We start from the raw sequence: 16,493 nt of genomic DNA, 5'->3' as shown, positions 1-16,493 counted from the left end.
GAGATCAGTCCTCCTCGTTGGTGGCGGTGTTCTCCCGCCGGAAAGATTCGTAAACGTCGAGCAGCACCTGCTTCTGCCGCTCGGTCAGATCGGTCGCGGCGACGATGGCGTCCGCCAACGCACCGCCTTCGCGCTGCTGGAGGATCCCGGCCTCGACGTAGAGCACTTCGGCCGAGATGCGCAGCCCCTTGGCGATCTGCTGAAGGATCTCCGCGCTGGGCTTGCGCAGTCCTCGCTCGATCTGGCTGAGGTATGGGTTGGAGACACCTGCTTGCTTCGCCAGTTCCCGCAAGGAGATCTTGGCGGTGTTGCGTTGCTCGCGGATGTACTCACCGATGTTGCGGCCGAGGTCCGCGACTGCTTTGTCGATGGACTTGTCCACTGTTCCCGCTCCCGTTCCTCGTGCCACCAACCACGTTAGCGACGAGTGCTAGCTGTTGCAAGCACTCTGCTAGCAATCGCTGCGTGTGCTCCGCCACAGGGATACCGTGGGAGGCGACATGGACGGCGCCGGGGCCTTACGAGCCGAGCTGACGGATCACCTGCTCGGCGACGGCGTTCTGCACGATTCCAAGTGGCTCAACGCTTTCCGCGTCGTTCCACGGCACGAGTTCCTGCCGCGCTTCTACCGCCAGCTGCACACCGGCGACTGGGAACGGGTCACCGCACGGCACCCGGACTGGCTCGAACTGGTCTACGCCGACCGGGTCTGGGTTACCCAGTTCGACGGCGACGACACCATGACCGGCGGCACACCGACGTGCTCGTCGAGCATGCCCACCATCATGGCGATCATGCTGGAGGCTCTGGACGTCCACAACGGACAGTCAGTGCTCGAGGTCGGGACGGGCACGGGGTACAACGCGGCTCTTCTGTGCCACGCCGTGGGTTCCGGCAACGTGACCACGATCGACGTCGACCCGCACATCTCGCGACGCGCACGCAAAAGGCTGCACCGCAACGGCTTCTTCCCCACCTGCGTGACGGGCGACGGCGCGCTGGGCCACCCCGCCCGCGCACCGTACGACCGCTTGCTGGCCACCTGCTCCGTTTCGACCATCCCGCCCGCCTGGCTGGAGCAGACACGGCGGGGCGGCCTGGTGGTGACGACGTTGCACCGCCCCATCGGCGCCGGGCTGGTGCTGATCACGTCCGACGGCGACGGCACCGGCGAAGGACGCGTGCTCAGCGAGGACGGGCGCTTCATGCCGTTGCGCGCGCACGCCCGGCCACCGGCGCCGACCGGCGAAGGCGCGTTCGACCGCCGCGCCACCTCGTTGCGGCTGAACTCGGTCATCGATCCGGCCAGCCCGTTCGAGTTCTTCGCGGGCATCGCGTTGCCGGAGGTGGCAGCCGGCCGCGACTGGCTGGCCCATTCGGACGGATCCTGGGTGCACCACCACGGTTCGCACGTCGACCAGGGCGGCCCGCGCCGGCTGTGGGACATCGCGGAGCAGGCCCTCGCCGACTGGAACGACCTGGGCAAACCTCGCCGAAGCCAGTTCGGGATCACCATCGGCGACGACGGCCAGCACCTGACACTGGGTGATCTCCGCTGGCATCTGTGATCAACAACTGAACGTCACGACACGGGTCACTGAATCGACCCCGAGCGGATGCGGTGCGTCATGATGCCTCGCATGTCCAGATTCCGTCAGCAGGCGCTGCTGGCCGGGTGCGTGCTGACCGCGTTGCTCACCGCGGCCGGGCTGTTCGTCACCGACCACGGCATCCACCCGCACCTGTGGCTGATCGTGCTCGCGCTGGCGTTCCTGGGCTTTCTGGCTCTGCTCGACCCGTGGGTCCGGCGCAGGCACAACGCCGCGCTCAGCACCGACGAGCACCTCGACGCGGCGTGCCGGGCGCTCGCCATCGGCCTGCAGTCGCAGTGGAACGAGGAGGTCCGTTCCCGCGGCCTCACCGACCCGGACGTCCTCGACCTGCACTGGATCGCCCCCGAACTGGACGTGAGCGACGAGCCGGATGCGCCGCCAGGACGCAGCGACGCCGTGGTGGGCGCGTTCGAACGGCAGATCAACCGCCGGATGGTGATCATCGGCGAGGCCGGCACCGGCAAGTCGACGGTCGCGATGCTGCTGACGTGCGGCCTGCTGGACCGCTACGACGGCGGCATGGTGCCGGTGCTGCTGCCGTTGTCGACGTGGAACCCGGCGGTCGAGGACGTCCGCACGTGGCTCACGCGCAGGCTGTACGAGGACCATCCGGCGTTGCGCAACACCGAGTTGTACGGCAGCTACGCCGGTGACCTGCTGGTCGAGCAGCACCTGGTCCTGCCCGTGCTCGACGGCCTCGACGACGTCCCCGCCCACCAGCGCGCGGACGCTCTCGCGCGGATCTCGAAGGCGTTCGGCGCGAACCGGCCGCTGGTGCTGACCTGCCGCACGGCGGAGTTCGCGCAGGCCGTGCACCTCGCCGGTCCGCTGCCCGGCGCCGACGTCGTCGAACTGGCCCCGCTCGACCTGGACGAGGTCGCCTCCTACCTGCGCGCGAGCGCCGACAGCTGGGGCGCGGCGCGCTGGGAGCCGGTGTTCATCCAGTTGCGCGAGGAACCGGACGGCAGGCTCGCGGACGCGTTGTCCACGCCGCTGACGATGTGGCTGGCCAGCATCGTCTACTCCGACAGCGAGGCCGAGCCGACCGAACTGCTCGACCGCGGCCGTTTTCCGGACGCGCGGGCGATCTCCGACCACCTCTGCGACGAACTGGTGTCGCGCGCGTACGGCAACAGGGCGTTCGCCCACCACGCCAACGCCACGCAGGTCTGGCCACGGGACAGGGCCCGCAAGTGGCTCGAGTTCCTGGCGCACGAGATGCGCGACCGCGGCATCCGCGAACTGGCCTGGTGGGAGCTGCGCCGCTCGGTCGGCAGCACGTGGCTCGCGGTGCTCGGCGCGCTGGTGCTGGGCGCGATCGGCGGGTTCGGCGTCGGCTGGCTGATGGCGTACTCGATCACGCCGTCGCTCGCCCCGATCACCGGTCTCGTCGCGGGCATCGCTGTCGGCGCGGCGGCCCTGACCGCGTCACACGAGCGCAAGGCCAAGCCGCGCCTGGGAATCTGGCGCAGTCTGCTGCTCGTGCCCGGCGTGCTCGGACTCGCCGCCGGACTCGTCTTCGGTGCGCTGTACGGACTTTCCGCCGGGCTCGTCGTCGGCCTCGGGCTCGCCGTGGCGATCGCGCTGCGGTTCGCGTTGACGAGCGCGACCGAGCTCTCGCAGGCTTCCAGTCCTCAGTGGACGATGTCCCGCGACCGGATCGCGGTGTGGACCGGATCTCTCGTGCTGGCCGTGGTGTTCGGTTCCGCGGCGGCGCTGGTGTTCGGCCCCGGCCAGACCGGCATGGTCGGGCTGGGGCTCGCGTCCGGCCTGATGCTCGGGTTCGCGCTGGCCGTGCTGCACCTGCGCTGGTGGTGGTTCACCGTCGCGCGGATCTGGCTGGCACTGCGCGGAAAACTGCCCTGGGAGCTGATGGTGTTCCTGGAGGACTCGCGCAAGCTCGGCGTGCTCTGCCGGGCGGGAGCCTGCTACCAGTTCCGGCACGGACTGGTGCAGGACCGCCTGGCAGAGCACGAGACGACGAGCAGGACTACTCGGTCCGCAGGCCAAGTGCTCCGGTCGCCCTTCTCAGCGAAGGCAACGTCAGAGCAGTGACCGCGAGCACCAGCGCCACCGAAGCGCCGGTGAGCGAGGCGATGCCCGTCCAGTCGTAGGCGACCTCGGCCTCGAACACCCGCGTGACCATCACGCCGAGCAGGACACCGGTGCTCACCGAGATCGCGGTGGACAGCACCAGCGGCACGCCGTTCTGCCAGAGCAACGACCGCGCGAGCGTGCCGCGGGGCACGCCACTGGCCGCCATGACGGCGAGCGGCCGACGGCGTTCCCGCACCTGCTCCAGTGCCATGACCAGCAAGGAGGCCCCGGCGAGCAGCAGTGTGAGCACCGAGCCCCCGAGCAGCGCCCGCCGGATCGCGGCGAAGACCATCACGACCTCGGCCGAGTCGTCCTGACCGACGAAGTACGCGTGCACCCGCCAGGTGTACGGCGCGATGGCGTTGCGCATGTGCTCGGCGGCGTCCGGCACCGAGAGGTCGAGCTCGGCCTGGAGCTGGGGTTTGCTCTGGGAGAGGTCGACCCCCTTGGCCGCGGCCGGGGTGAGGAAGATGCCGGAAGCCGTGCCCTCCACTTCCTTCAGTTCGGGCACCGTCCAAGGGCTTTGGTCGCGGACCATCAGCACCTCGCCGGAGGTCGCGTCGATCGAGCCCCTCCCGAAGCTCACCTGGTAGGCCTTGCCGTCCGCGCAGTCCGTGATGTCCGCCTGCGCTTTCAAAGCCGCGCACGTGCCGACGGAGATGTTCGTCGTGCGGCCGTCCGGCAGGCTCGCGAAGGTGCGGTCGAGCACCCCCACGGCCCGTACCCCGGTGCTGGCCGCCACGGCGTTCTTCATCTCGGTGGTGTCGAAGCCGGCTTTGGGCGTCAGCGCGACGAAGTTGTGGGAAACGTCGCGCTTCTCCTCGGAGAGCACGTCCTTCTCGACGCTCGCGAGGATGATCTGCAACGTCACGGTGCCCGCGAGCACCACGGCCACACCGCCGACGACCCTGGCCGCCGTGCCCGCGTCGAGCTGCAACCGGCGCACCGCGAGCTGCAGTGCCGGGGTCGCGCCGCGCATCCCGGTCACGACCCGTTCCACCAGCCACGGCAGCAGCACCGGAATGCCCAGCATCAACAGCACCACCCCGGTGATCACGACGAGCTGGAACGTCGCGTCCTTCTCCCCGGTCGCCCCGAACTGGCTCGCCAGGCACGCGGCACCGGCGACAACGGGCGTGAGGCGCCACCACAGCCTGCGCCGCACCGGCTTCTGGTGCCGGACCACACCGAGCGGTTCGATGATCGTGCGGCGCATGGCGAACAACGACGTCAGCACCGCGAGCACCGGCACGGCCACGAGCACCAGCACCGCGAGCGACGGCGTGGGCATCAGGTCACTCGGGAACGCCGCGAGCTGAACGATGGAGATGTCGTCGGCCAGTGGCCTGGCCGCGAAGAAGAACGCGGTGCCGAACACGATCCCGACGAGCGCGCCGACCAGCGTCTCCCCGGACGCGATCAGCCGCACCCGGCCCGCGGCCGCGCCGACCAGCCGCAACGCCGCGAGCCTGCGATCGCGCTGGGCGGCGGCCAGCCGGGTCGCGACGCTGACGAACACGAGCACCGGGAACAGCAGCAGGACCATGCCGACCAGGCTGAGCATCAACAGCACCGGGGGCAGCCCCATCCGCCCGTAGGCCACTCCGAAGCTGTAGACCCGGTTGCTCTCGTCCTCGACGATCGAGTCGTCGCCCGCGTAGAACAGCAGGTCCTCCGGCCCGACCAGGCCCGCCTGGCCGATCGTGCCGATGATCTTCTGAGGGAAACGTGGCTTGAGCAGTCCGGCGTCAGCCGAGGCGAGCAGTTCTGCCAGGGCCGGCGACACGACGATCTCACCGTCCTTCGGCAGCCGGTCGAGTCCGGGCGGCACCGGAGCGTCTGGTGTGAGCGCGTTGACGTAGTTGCCGGGGATGTCGTGCGAACGGAAGTGGACGTACATCTCTTCCATCAGCAACGGCGCAGGCCCGCTGCCCTGCGCCACCTCGTTGCGGGTGTCCGCCCGGTCCTCACGCGCCTTCAGCGCGTTCGGGATCGCGGCGGCGAGCAACAGCACCGCGACGCACAGCCCGATGCCGACGCCCTGCAGCAGGAGCCTGCCCCACGACTTCCGGCTGCCCCCGACGGCCAGCCGGACGCCGAGAGCGAGGTCGCTGACCACCTGGTTCATCGGGCGAACTCCACGTCCCTGGCCTTGCCGTCGCGCACCACGACCTCGCGGTCGGAGTAGGCGGCGACGCGGGCCTCGTGCGTCACGAGCACGACCGCGGCGCCGGTCTCCCGCGCGGCCGTTGTGAGCAGGTGCATGACCCGTTCGCCGTTGAGCGAGTCGAGTGCACCGGTCGGTTCGTCGGCGAAGATCACCTTCGGGCCGGTGACCAGCGCACGGGCGATCGCGACCCGCTGGCCCTGGCCACCGGACGTCTCGCCGGGCCGCTGGTCCGCGACACCGTCGACCTCCAGCTTGGCCAGCCAGTCGGTCGCGGCGCGTTCGGCGTCCTTGCGCTTCGTCCCGCTCAGGCGCAACGGCAGGGCGACGTTCTCCAGGCAGGTCAGCTCCGGCACGAGCTGGCCGAACTGGAAGACGAACCCGAACTCGGTGCGCCGCAGCTCGCTGCGTTCCCGGTCGGACATCGAGGTGAGTTCGCGGTCGCCGTAGCTGACGACACCCGAGTCCGGCGGCAGGATGCCCGCGATGCAGTGCAGCAGGGTGGACTTGCCGGAACCCGAAGGACCCATCACCGCGACGATCTCGCCCGCGCGGACGGTGAGGCCCGCACCTTCGAGCGCGAGCGTCCTGCCGAACGACTTGTGCAGGTTCTCGGCCCTCAAAAGGCTCATTTCCTGACCTCCTGGGCCAGCTTGTCGAGGCGCGCCGCGGTCAGTTCGAGCCAGCGCAGGTCCGCTTCGAGGTGGAACAGGGCGAAGTCGCAGATGAGCTGGTCGGCGAGGTCACCGTCCGCCTTGCGCTTGGTCAGGTCGCGCATCGTGGTGAGGTGCGCGGCACGCTGGGTGTCGAGCACCTCGGTCGCGCCGCGGCCGGACAGCAGGGCCAGCACGACCTTCGCGTAAAGGGTGTTCTGCAGGTACGGCTCCGGCTTCTCCGGAGTGCCGAGCCAACGTTCGACATCGGTGACCCCGGCGTCCGTGATCGCGTACCGCTTGCGCTCCGGGCCGTCGCCCGCCTCCACGCCCGCCTCGCTCACGAGGCCGTTCTTCAGCAGCCTCGACAGGGTCGAGTACACCTGTCCGTAGTGCAGCGGCCGGTCGTGCCCGAAGCGCTCGTCATAGGCGCGCTTGAGGTCGTAACCATGCCTTGGACCGCCCTCTAGCAGCCCCAACAGTGCGTGTCCGATCGACATGAGCAGCACTATACACATGATGTATACACCCAGTGTATTCATCGGATGCCCTGACGGGCCGCCGCCGTGACGCCTACAGTGGTGGGGTGACTGGTCTGACTGTCGGCTGGGATCACGACGTCGAGCTGCTGCTCGACTTCCTGAACACTCGACACGTACTGGACAGTGAAGCCTCCTGGCGCGCATGGGTGACCGAGCGCGGCCTCGGGCGGAGCAGTGAAATCGCGCAGGCGCGCGCCGCTCGTGCGGCGCTGCGGTCGTCGATCGAGGGCTCGTCAGGGCCCCAGACGGCAGCGGGCGTCGTCCACATCGAGCTCACCGACGGCGTCCCGGTGCTGTCGAGCTCGGACGCGCTCGGCGCGGTGCTCGCCGCGTCCGCCCGCCTCGCCGTGCTGGGTTCCTGGGAACGCTTCAAGATCTGTCCCGCCGACGACTGCCTGCGCGCGTTCTTCGACCGCTCCCGCAACCGCTCGCGCACCTGGTGCTCGATGCAGGTGTGCGGGAACCGGGAGAAGGCCCGCACGTTCCGAAAACGGACCCGCGCCCAGAACCCGCCTCAGAACAGCAAGCTGGCCGCGGTGTAGATCACCAGGCCGGCGAGCGCGCCGACCACGGTGCCGTTGATCCGGATGAACTGCAGGTCCCTGCCGACCTGCAGTTCGATCTTGCGCGAGGTCTCCTCCGCGTCCCAGCGCTCGACCGTGTCCGTGATCAGCGTGGTGATCTCCGCGCGGTAGTTGCCGACGACGTACCCGGCGGCCTGCTCCAGCCAGCCGTCGACCTTGGCGCGCAGTTCGAGGTCGTCGGTGAGGTTCGTGCCGAGCGTGATCAGGCCCTGCGTGACGCGCTTGCGGAGCTCGCTGGACGGGTCCTCGGCGGCGTCGATGAGCATCTTCTTGGCCGTGCCCCACGCGGAGCTGATCAGCTTCTGGACGTCCGGGTGGGTGATGACCTGCTGCTTGACCTGCTCGGCGCGTTGCATGGTGACCGGGTCGGTCTGCATGTCGGTGGCGAACTCGATCAGGAACTGGTCGACGGCGAGCCGCATCGGGTGGTTGACGTCGGTCTTCACCGCCCAGGCGAAGTTGACCAGCTCCGTGTAGACCTTGTCGCCGAGCAGCGCGTCCACGAACTTGGGCGACCACGTCGGCGCACGGTCCGTGACGATGAGGCTGACCTTGTCGGAGTTGTCGCGCACCCACTCGTAGGCGCGGTCGCACATGAGGTCGACGAGCTTGTGGTGCGCGCCGTCGGTCAGGACCTGGCCGAGCAGCTTGCCCAGCGGCGGACCCCACGGCTTCTCCGTCACCCGCTTGACGATCGCCTGTTCGAGGACGGCCTGAACCTCTTCGTCCTTGAGGACCGTGATCGCGCCCTTGATGACGTTCGCGAGCTCGTTGGTGATCCGTTCGGCGTTCTCGGGCTGCCTGATCCACGCGCCGGCGCGTTCCGCGATGCCCGCTCGGCGCAGCTTGTCCTGCACGACCTCGGGACTCAGGAAGTTGACGCCCACGAAGTCGCCGAGCGTCTGCCCGAACATGTTCTTGCGTTCGGGGATGATCGCGGTGTGTGGGATCGGCAACCCCAGTGGCCTGCGGAAAAGGGCGGTGACGGCGAACCAGTCGGCGAGCGCGCCGACCATGCCGGCCTCGGCGGCGGCCCGCACGTACCCGACCCACGCGCCCTCGAAGGCGTGCGTGCCGAAGAAGATGATCGTCGCGCCTATCAGGAAGCTCGTCGCGACGAGCTTCATCTTGCGCAGGTCCGTGCGCTTCTGCTGGTCAGCGGCGGTCAGTTGCTCCACAGCGCCATTGTCCGTCAACTTCCGGATCTGGGGGCTGAGCTTGCAGTTCCAGCTCTCCCGATCGGATCGCGTTCTCGTCCACCACTGGCTGTCATGGACGATGCAGCATCACCTGCCGCACTCAGGCGGCAGGTTCGGGCACGTTGACCGGTACCCACGCCGAGCGTGCACGGTTGCGCACGTTGATCCCGGCGACGTGATCAGCCGGCCCAGCGAGGCCGCACTGACGACAGCGGAAGCAGTCGCGATTGAGCCGGTTGTTGCGGGCCGTGTGACCGCAACGTGGACACATCTGCGAGGTGTGCCGGGCGTCCACGGTGATCACGGGGACACCGGCCCGCTTCGCCTTGTACTCGATGAACGTACCGAGCTGCCGAAAAGGCCAGGCAGAGTGGATGGCTCGCTGGTCGCGGCGAGGCCGTACCCGATCGCGAATTCCGCTCAGATCCTCCAGAGCGATACCGCGGCCGGTGCGTTGCGCGACAGCCACCAACTTCTTGGCGATCTCATGATTGACCTGAGTCACATGGCGGTGCTCCCGCCGAGCCCGCCGACGCAGGCGACGAGTTGCCGATCTGGTGCGCCTGGCCTGCAGCTCAGCACGCTTTCGCGCGTGCCATCGCCGGTAGCGCCGCAATCGGCGGCCGTGAAAGTTCTCGCCGTCCGACGTGGTGGCCAAGTTGATGATTCCGCGGTCCACGCCGATCCAGTCACTTGGCGTCAGCACTTCGGGTTCGGGCACTTCACAGGTGGCGATCAGCAGCCATTTGCCGCCTCGAAACACCAGGTCGGACTCACCTTGCCGGTACGCGCCGAGCGTCGCGAGCTGCACAGGATGCCCAGCGAACCGAACTCCCTTCAAGCGACCCGCGACAGTCCAGATCGACACCGTCTTGTCGTCGTGCCGCCACGAAAGCATGCGGTCGTCGAATGGCTGTGCCGCACCCTCTCGAAACCTGATCGCCTTGCTTTCAGCCTTGACCTTGCGTGGACCGGCCAGACTTCCGATTCGGATCCTCGCGTGCACGCTGGCGTATGCGTCAACGACCTTCTTGACCGTCCGCACTGCGGCTTGAGCTCCGAGCCCAGCTGCCCGCATGTCTCCGTAGACCAATTTCTGCAGGTCATTGCGAGAACGCACGCCTCGCTCGAACGCCATCTTCGATGCATTGTCCGCGGCTGAATTGCACGCGCGCAAAGTCGCAAGCAGCGCCGCCGCCTGCGCGGCACACGGCAGCAAGCGAACCTGCACGACGACCTTCACCCGACAAATCTAGAACATACGTTCGATATCGGACTCCCCGGGCGCCGTGACGACGTCGATTTCTCACACTCAGAGGAGCCGGACTTCCCTCGGCACACGATTCAGGTGAAGATCCTGCGTTGTGCGGGTACCAGCGCTAGTTCCTCGTTTGCAGCCGTTCACGTCGACCATCTTCGCGGAGATGACGGCGCTGGCCGTGCAGCACGACGCCGTCAACCTCGGTCAGGGCTTCCCCGACACCGATGGCCCGTCGTCCATGCTCGCGGCGGCCCAGTCGGCGATCGCGTCGGGCGTGAACCAGTACCCGCCCGGACCCGGCATGCCGGTGCTGCGCCGCGCCGTCGCCGCCCACCGCTCGCGGTACGGGCTCTCGTACGACCCTGACTCGGAAGTCCTGGTGACCGTCGGCGCCACCGAGGCGATCGCGGCCTCGCTGCTGGCGCTGGTCGAGGCCGGCGACGAAGTGATCCTGATCGAGCCGTACTACGACTCGTACGCCGCCTCCGTGGCCATGGCCGGCGCGACGCGGGTGACCGTGGGCCTGCGCGAGGACGAGTCGGGTCGCCTGGCGTTGGACGTGGACGCCCTGCGCGCCGCCGTGACGCCTCGGACGCGGGCCATCCTGGTCAACTCGCCGCACAACCCGACCGGGACCGTGTTCCGCTTGGAGGAGCTCCAAGCAATCGCCTCTTTGTGCGTCGAGCACGACCTGCTGGCGATCACCGACGAGGTCTACGAGCACCTGGTGTTCGACGGACTCGTCCACATCCCGCTGGCCTCGCTGCCGGGGATGGCCCCGCGGACGTTGTCGATCTCCGGTGCCGGCAAGACGTTCAACTGCACCGGCTGGAAGATCGGCTGGGTCTGCGGCCCCGCCGAGCTGGTTTCCGCGGTCCGCGCGGCCAAGCAGTTCATGACCTTCGTGGGCGGCGCCCCGTTCCAACCCGCCGTCGCGCACGCGCTCACCGCCGAACTGGACTGGGTCACCGGGTTGCGCGACTCCCTCGCCTCGAAGCGTGCGCGTCTGGCCGAGGGCCTGCGTGCGGCCGGTTTCGAGGTGCGTTCCTCCGAAGGCACGTACTTCATCTGCGCCGACGTGCGCCCTCTGGGCCACACGGACGGCCTGGCCCTGTGCCGCGAACTGCCCGCCCGAATCGGCGTCGCCGCCGTCCCCGTCCAGGTGTTCACCGACCGCCCGGCGGACTGGCAGCACCTGATCCGTTTCGCGTTCTGCAAGCAGGACGCCGTGATCGACGAAGCCGTGGAGCGCCTCCACAAACTGTAGTTGTCCACAACTGTGGACAAGTTTCTCCACAACTGTGGACAAACCACTTTCGGGTGAGCCCGGGAGCCACGGCGCCGGAGTTCGACTCCAAATGGCATGGACTCGAACACTGAGGTTCTCGTGGCTTGGCGTTCCGGCCTGTCCGGCTGGGACGCCCTGGTCGACCGCTACTCCCGCCTGGTCTGGTCGGTGCCCAGATCGTTCCGCCTGAGCCATACCGACGCCGCCGACGTCTACCAGTGCACGTGGCTCTGCCTGGCAGAACACCTCACCCGCCTCCGAGAACCAGAACACCTCGGCACCTGGCTGGTCCGTACCGCCACCCGCCAGTCGCTCACCGTCCTGCGCACACGGGGCCGCGAGGTGTCCTACGACCTGTGGGAGCCGACGTCGGTCCTCCCCACGCCCGACGAGGTCGCGATCACCACCGATCGTCAGCGCCGGCTCTGGTCCGCGCTGACGACCTTGAACGAACGGTGCCAGCGCCTCCTGCGCATCGCTGCCCACAGCCCCGAACTGAGTTATGCACAGGTTGCCGACGCCCTGGGGATGAAGGTGGGGAGCGTTGGCTCCACGCGCAGCCGCTGCCTCGCTGAGCTGCGGCGGAAGCTGGAGGACCTGCGATGAGGGACGCACTGCTCGCCCGGCTCGCCGACCTCCTCGACGCCCCGCCTCAGCTCGACATCCACAGCCTCCCGGCACGCACCGCCGGCTCGACGCGGCCCGGCATCCACACCCCACCCGATGACCTGCGGTTCCACGCCACCACCCCGTCGACGGCAGCCGCCCGCGACCTGCCCGCCGGCCTTCTGCTCACGCCGGTTGTCCACAGCCCACTGACCTCCGGAGGTTCGCGATGAGGGACTCGCTGCTCGACGAGATCGCCGGCCTCTTCCGCTCGGACGCCCCGCCGTCCGCCCTCACTCCACTCCCGACCGGCCTCGACCCCATGCGGCCGGTCGAGGAACCCGTCCGCGGCCCCTCCCACCTGCTGGTGTTCCAGGTCGGCTCGGGCCGCCTGCACCTCCAACTCGACTCCGACCCGGCAGGCCTGCACCTGACCGGTGTCCTCGACCACGAGGACGTGGCCGTCGAGATCCGCTCACCGCACTCCGTCCAGGCCCTCCGCCCCGACCCCGAGGGCTGGTTCCGCGCTGACGTCACCCCAGGACCGCTGTGCGTGACCGTGCCGGAACTGGGCCTCACGACGGGCTGGTTCGTCGCGTGAGCGCCAGCGCCGACCCGCAGGCCACCATCGCGTCGACCGAGGTCCGCGGCACGAAGGCACAACGCGCCGACGCTCTGCACGACCTGAGTGTCGCCCACGTCGAGCTCGGGCACCTCGACGTCGCCGCGCGGTTCGCCCGGCGCGGACTGAGGCTGACGAGCGAGGCGCGGTTCCACCTCGTGCTCGCGTGGATCGACCTGGATCGGGGGCGGCGCAAGCAGAGCCTTCAGCACCTCGACCTGGCGACGCCCCACCTGCGCGGCGGCGAGTTGGCGAGGGCCAGGTGTCTGCGCGGGCTGCATCTCTGTCAGTCGGCTGAGCCGCGGCTGGCGATCGCCGAGCTCACCGCGGTCATCAGGGAGTTGCGCAGGTACGGCGACGAGCGGTGGCTGGCCAACGCGCTGATCGGGCGTGGGATCGCCCGGTGCAACGCGACCAGACTGGTGTCGGCCGAGGCGGATTTCAGTGCCGCGCAGACGGTGCTGCTGGCGCTGGGGGAGCCTGGGCGGGCGGCGATGTGTTTGCACAACAGGGGATTCGTGGCGATGCTCGCCGGAGATCTGCCGCTCGCACTCCGCAGGTACGAGGAGGCGGCGAAAGCCGGTCTCGACTCGACGAGTCGGCCCGAGGCGCTAGTGGACAGGGCCGAGGCGTTGCTGGCCGCCGGGCTCACCACGGAGGCGCGGCGGGTGCTGGCTCCTGCGATGGAGCTGTTGCGGCGGTGCAACCGGCACGTTCCCGAGTTGGCTGTGCTGAGCGCGCGGTGTGCGTTGCGAGACGGAGATCCGGGTCCCGCACTCCGTCTTGGTGGCGCGGATGTCGAGTTCATGTTGGCCGCGGGAAAGCTTGATGCCGTTGCGGCGCATCGGTTTCGCGGGCCCGTGCAGACGCGGGCGCTCGGGTGGCTCGCGCAGGCACGACGCTCGAGCAGGCGAGGTGCGCTGGCTGCGTGCCGCGCCGGGCTCAAGTTGCTCGACGAGCATCACGGCGACTGGCCCCGTCGCGAACTGACCGGGCACGCGCTCGGGCTGGCCAGGACTGCCCGCGAAGTGCTGCACTGGTCGGAGCAGCACCGTGCTTCGGTTCCGTTGCCTCCCAACGAGCCTGAGCTCGCAAGGGCGCTCACGAACCTGCGGCGGGCGAGAGCGTTCGGGCTGCCGCTGGAGGCGATGGAGCGAGACGTCCGGAGGCTGACCCTGGCCTCCGCAGCTCGCACCACACCATGCGCGACAGCCCCGGCAGAACTGCCGCTCGTCAGCTTCATCGTCCACGAAGGACGGACAAGGGCGGTCACGCTGATCGACGGGCGTGCTCACCTGAGGGTGATTCCAGAGCCCGCCGAACTCGTCCGCACCGCCAAGCTCGCTCTGCGGGCCGGGCGCGCCGTCACCACGGACCTCCTGCCGGACGAGGAGGAAGTCATCGTGATCCCGGACGGCGTGCTGCACGAGATGCCGTGGGCGGCGCTCGGCCGCCGAGTCCACGTCATCCCGTCGCTGCGACATTGGCAGCCGTCCAGCCGCGGTGGCCACCGAACGTGGATCACCGGCCCTCACCTCCAGAACGATGAGGTGCCCGAACTCCAGCGACAACACGGCGGAACGATCGCGAAGTCCACTGTGGAATCAACGGTCAACGCACTGGAAGGCGCCGGGATCGCGCACATCGCGGCGCACGGGCACGTCAACCAGGACAACCCGCTGTTCTCCTACCTCGAACTCGAGGACGGCCCGCTCTACGGTTACGACATCGCCAGGATCGAGAACCCGCCCGAGATCGTCGTCCTGTCCGCCTGCGAGTCAGGCCTCGCCCGCGCGTTCCTCGATGCCGGCACCCGAGCGGTCATCGCGACCACCCTCCCCGTACCGGACGCGCAGGTCAGCGAGGCCATGGCCGAGGTTCACCGCCGGATCGGCCACCCCGCCGAGGCGGCGCGAGCCGTCGCTCACCTCGGGTTCAGCTGTTACGGCACCGGGACCAGGGTCGCGGCGTGAAGCGCGGCCGCGAACGAGGTGCCGGTGCACAGCAGCTGAGACGGACCGACCGTGGCGGGCACGTCGACGCCGGGCACGACCACGTCCACCCACGGCCCGTGTCCCGAGAAGGCTTCGGAAGCACCCACCGCCGTGACGTCGGGCAAGGCGGCAGGCCACCAGGGACGCATGGAACCACCGTTGCCCGCCGCGGCCACGACGTTGCGGCCGCAACCCGACAGCACGGGCGGGCATTCGTCGTCGAAGGTGTAGGTGCCGGACGCGACCAGCACCACCGGCAGGTCGCGAGTGGCCTTCAACGCCGCGGCCAGGGTCAGGTCGTCGCCGAAGCCCGAAGCGCCCAGGACGGGGAACGGGCGCACCGAAGCGCCGTGGTGGCGGAGGACGCCGGCGACCAACGCTCCGTGCGGCGCGTCGAGAGGGGTGTCGAGCAACGCGACCGTGCCCTCGCCCAGCAGGTCGGGGAGGCGCTCGCCCACCACCGGGCGCGAGGTGCCGATCATGATCGGGCAGGCGAGGTGGACGTGGTTCGGCGTCGCACCCACTTCAAGGGCGATGGCGACGACGCGCTCTCGTTCGGACGCTTTCAGGTGCATGCGGATGACGCCCGAAGCGATCTCCTCATGGGAGTAGACGCCTCGCAAACGCTTGCGCACAGTGGGTGCGTCCACTGGCAGGACGATCAGTTCCCCCGAACGGACCAAGCACTCGTTTGGACCCGCTGGATCGTGCGCGGTCACGGGGCCGAGCGCACGGGAGGCGTGATCGACCAGCTCAGAGAGGCTGCTGACCTGCTTTGGCGCGTCCACATCGGACACCATCCCCCGCCGCGACACGGTCCACAGGGGACCGAGGCGCAAAGTCACTCGATCCGATGACGACACTGACGGTGTTCATGCCTGATCAGGGCAACACGGACAGCCGCACGAGACCGCCCTTCCGGGTGTTTCGCGCCGAGTTGGTTCGCAAAGTCACTCACCGGTGCTAGACATAGCTCTACGTCGACCTCCGACGGCGCGCTGTGCGTTGAGGGTGACCTGAAACGGTGGACGGGTGGTGATCCTGTGGCGAGTGGTGGAGTTGGTGCACTGCTGCTGCGGACCGCTGCGCTCGGCGGGCTGACCGCCGCCGCCTGGTTGCTGAGCGGGACGTCCGCGTCCGCCAGTCCCGAGGAACCCCCGGCCGTCGAGATCACCACCGAGACCGCCGTCGAGGCCCCGAAGCTGCTGGAAGATCCCGCCGGGTGGGCCGAGGCCTTCACCGCGTCGGTGATCGAGAAGCACCAGCCGGCCAGGCTCGTGCCGCCGCCCGTCGTGACGAGGCCCGCGGAAGAAGAGCCCCAGGAGGAAGAAGAGGACGCGGGTCCGATCCTCGACTTCACCGGCGGTTCGCAGGCCAACACCCGCTCCGGCTCCGTCTCGAACGAGGCGCCGCCCGAGGTCGTCGCGGCCAAGGCTCAGGTCCGCGCCGCCAAGATCGCCGCGAAGCTCGCGGCCGAACTCCCGCCGCCTCCTCCTCCGCCGGCCGCACCCGTCGTGGCGGTCAAGAAGTCCGTACCGCTTTTGCCCGACCTTCCGGTGCCCGCTCCCGCGAAGACCAAGCCCACGCCGGTGAGCGACCTCACCTGGTCGACTCCCGGCCCCGACGCTCCGCTCCCTGCACCGCAGCAGGCACCTGTGGTCGCCACGGCCTCCGCGTCGTCCGGCCACACCGACAACTCCGGCGGCACGCGCGGCGTGCTCGCCGTTCTGACGTCGCACAACTCGCTCTTCCCGCCCGCCACGTGGTCGGTCGAGGAGCGTCGCGACGGCACTGAGCCCGGCAGCATTCCGGGTCTGCCCAGCACGTCACCCGACTGAGTCCGACAGGACCAGTCTGCCCTCTGCGC

16 protein-coding genes are annotated in these 16,493 nt (G+C 69.1%); 9 read left to right on the top strand and 7 right to left on the bottom strand.

All coding sequences use genetic code 11. The features are described from left to right. Positions 1-4: 4 nt before the first annotated feature. Positions 5-382, bottom strand: coding sequence for a helix-turn-helix domain-containing protein (locus ACIRG5_RS14560; RefSeq protein WP_090066023.1), 378 nt, complete (start codon positions 380-382; stop codon positions 5-7). 118 nt (positions 383-500) lie between these two features. Here ACIRG5_RS14560 and ACIRG5_RS14555 point away from each other — a divergent pair, with 118 nt between their 5' ends. Together ACIRG5_RS14555 and ACIRG5_RS14550 are read left to right on the top strand one after the other, a co-directional pair. Next, the gene (locus tag ACIRG5_RS14555) at positions 501-1,568 is read left to right on the top strand and encodes a methyltransferase domain-containing protein (RefSeq protein WP_402904758.1); all 1,068 of its coding nucleotides are present in this window, start codon (positions 501-503) and stop codon (positions 1,566-1,568) included. Positions 1,569-1,640: 72 nt separating this feature from the next. Further along, positions 1,641-3,668: an NACHT domain-containing protein gene (locus ACIRG5_RS14550; protein ID WP_402904756.1), complete on the top strand. Its 2,028-nt coding sequence runs from the start codon at positions 1,641-1,643 to the stop codon at positions 3,666-3,668. On the opposite strand, the gene ACIRG5_RS14545 is transcribed toward ACIRG5_RS14550, so the two are convergent. Genes ACIRG5_RS14545 through ACIRG5_RS14535 form a run of 3 tightly spaced genes read right to left on the bottom strand, consistent with a single transcriptional unit; the run spans position 3,604 to position 7,030 of the window. Further along, entirely contained in the window at positions 3,604-5,838 is a 2,235-nt protein-coding gene (locus tag ACIRG5_RS14545) for an FtsX-like permease family protein (RefSeq protein ID WP_402904754.1), read from the bottom strand. The two genes, ACIRG5_RS14550 and ACIRG5_RS14545, sit on opposite strands and share 65 nt — an antisense overlap. Continuing rightward, positions 5,835-6,509 carry an ABC transporter ATP-binding protein gene (locus ACIRG5_RS14540; protein WP_402904752.1) on the bottom strand — a complete coding sequence of 225 codons (675 nt, stop codon included), beginning with the start codon at positions 6,507-6,509 and terminating at the stop codon, positions 5,835-5,837. Before ACIRG5_RS14540 ends, ACIRG5_RS14545 begins: the two co-directional genes overlap by 4 nt. Next, positions 6,506-7,030 carry a PadR family transcriptional regulator gene (locus tag ACIRG5_RS14535; RefSeq protein ID WP_402904750.1) on the bottom strand — a complete coding sequence of 175 codons (525 nt, stop codon included), beginning with the start codon at positions 7,028-7,030 and terminating at the stop codon, positions 6,506-6,508. Before ACIRG5_RS14535 ends, ACIRG5_RS14540 begins: the two co-directional genes overlap by 4 nt. Before the next feature lie 86 nt (positions 7,031-7,116). On the opposite strand from ACIRG5_RS14535, the gene ACIRG5_RS14530 reads away from it, so the two are divergent. After that, on the top strand, positions 7,117-7,614 hold the full coding sequence (locus tag ACIRG5_RS14530; protein ID WP_319976737.1) for a CGNR zinc finger domain-containing protein: 498 nt from the start codon (positions 7,117-7,119) through the stop codon (positions 7,612-7,614). Here ACIRG5_RS14530 and ACIRG5_RS14525 read toward each other — a convergent pair. Both ACIRG5_RS14525 and ACIRG5_RS14520 read right to left on the bottom strand, forming a co-directional pair. Then, entirely contained in the window at positions 7,587-8,834 is a 1,248-nt protein-coding gene (locus ACIRG5_RS14525; protein ID WP_402904748.1) for a DUF445 domain-containing protein, read from the bottom strand. The two genes, ACIRG5_RS14530 and ACIRG5_RS14525, sit on opposite strands and share 28 nt — an antisense overlap. A gap of 121 nt (positions 8,835-8,955) precedes the next feature. Beyond that, the gene (locus ACIRG5_RS14520) at positions 8,956-10,098 is read right to left on the bottom strand and encodes an RNA-guided endonuclease InsQ/TnpB family protein (RefSeq protein ID WP_402904746.1); all 1,143 of its coding nucleotides are present in this window, start codon (positions 10,096-10,098) and stop codon (positions 8,956-8,958) included. A gap of 121 nt (positions 10,099-10,219) precedes the next feature. Here ACIRG5_RS14520 and ACIRG5_RS14515 point away from each other — a divergent pair, with 121 nt between their 5' ends. The 5 genes from ACIRG5_RS14515 (at position 10,220) to ACIRG5_RS14495 (ending at position 14,605) form a co-directional block, all read left to right on the top strand. Beyond that, positions 10,220-11,383, top strand: coding sequence for a pyridoxal phosphate-dependent aminotransferase (locus tag ACIRG5_RS14515; RefSeq protein WP_402904744.1), 1,164 nt, complete (start codon positions 10,220-10,222; stop codon positions 11,381-11,383). A 96-nt stretch (positions 11,384-11,479) separates the two neighbouring features. Beyond that, the gene (locus ACIRG5_RS14510; RefSeq protein WP_402904743.1) at positions 11,480-12,010 is read left to right on the top strand and encodes an RNA polymerase sigma factor; all 531 of its coding nucleotides are present in this window, start codon (positions 11,480-11,482) and stop codon (positions 12,008-12,010) included. Further along, a complete protein-coding gene (locus tag ACIRG5_RS14505) occupies positions 12,007-12,243 on the top strand; it encodes a hypothetical protein (protein WP_402904741.1) in 237 nt (78 codons plus the stop codon). The genes ACIRG5_RS14510 and ACIRG5_RS14505 overlap by 4 nt, the downstream gene beginning before the upstream one ends. Continuing rightward, complete coding sequence (locus ACIRG5_RS14500) at positions 12,240-12,611, top strand: hypothetical protein (protein ID WP_402904740.1); 372 nt, start codon at positions 12,240-12,242, stop codon at positions 12,609-12,611. The genes ACIRG5_RS14505 and ACIRG5_RS14500 overlap by 4 nt, the downstream gene beginning before the upstream one ends. Next, entirely contained in the window at positions 12,608-14,605 is a 1,998-nt protein-coding gene (locus ACIRG5_RS14495; protein ID WP_402904738.1) for a CHAT domain-containing protein, read from the top strand. Before ACIRG5_RS14500 ends, ACIRG5_RS14495 begins: the two co-directional genes overlap by 4 nt. Here ACIRG5_RS14495 and ACIRG5_RS14490 read toward each other — a convergent pair. Further along, positions 14,575-15,276 (bottom strand): S8/S53 family peptidase, encoded by a 702-nt coding sequence (locus tag ACIRG5_RS14490; RefSeq protein ID WP_402904736.1) that lies wholly within the window; start codon positions 15,274-15,276, stop codon positions 14,575-14,577. The two genes, ACIRG5_RS14495 and ACIRG5_RS14490, sit on opposite strands and share 31 nt — an antisense overlap. 393 nt (positions 15,277-15,669) lie before the next feature. On the opposite strand from ACIRG5_RS14490, the gene ACIRG5_RS14485 reads away from it, so the two are divergent. After that, entirely contained in the window at positions 15,670-16,464 is a 795-nt protein-coding gene (locus ACIRG5_RS14485; RefSeq protein ID WP_402904734.1) for a hypothetical protein, read from the top strand. Positions 16,465-16,493 lie beyond the last annotated feature (29 nt).

Source organism: Lentzea sp. NPDC102401 (assembly GCF_044765805.1).
Classification (GTDB): Bacteria; Actinomycetota; Actinomycetes; order Mycobacteriales; family Pseudonocardiaceae; genus Lentzea; species Lentzea sokolovensis.
This window is presented reverse-complemented; position numbering and strand designations above follow the sequence as displayed.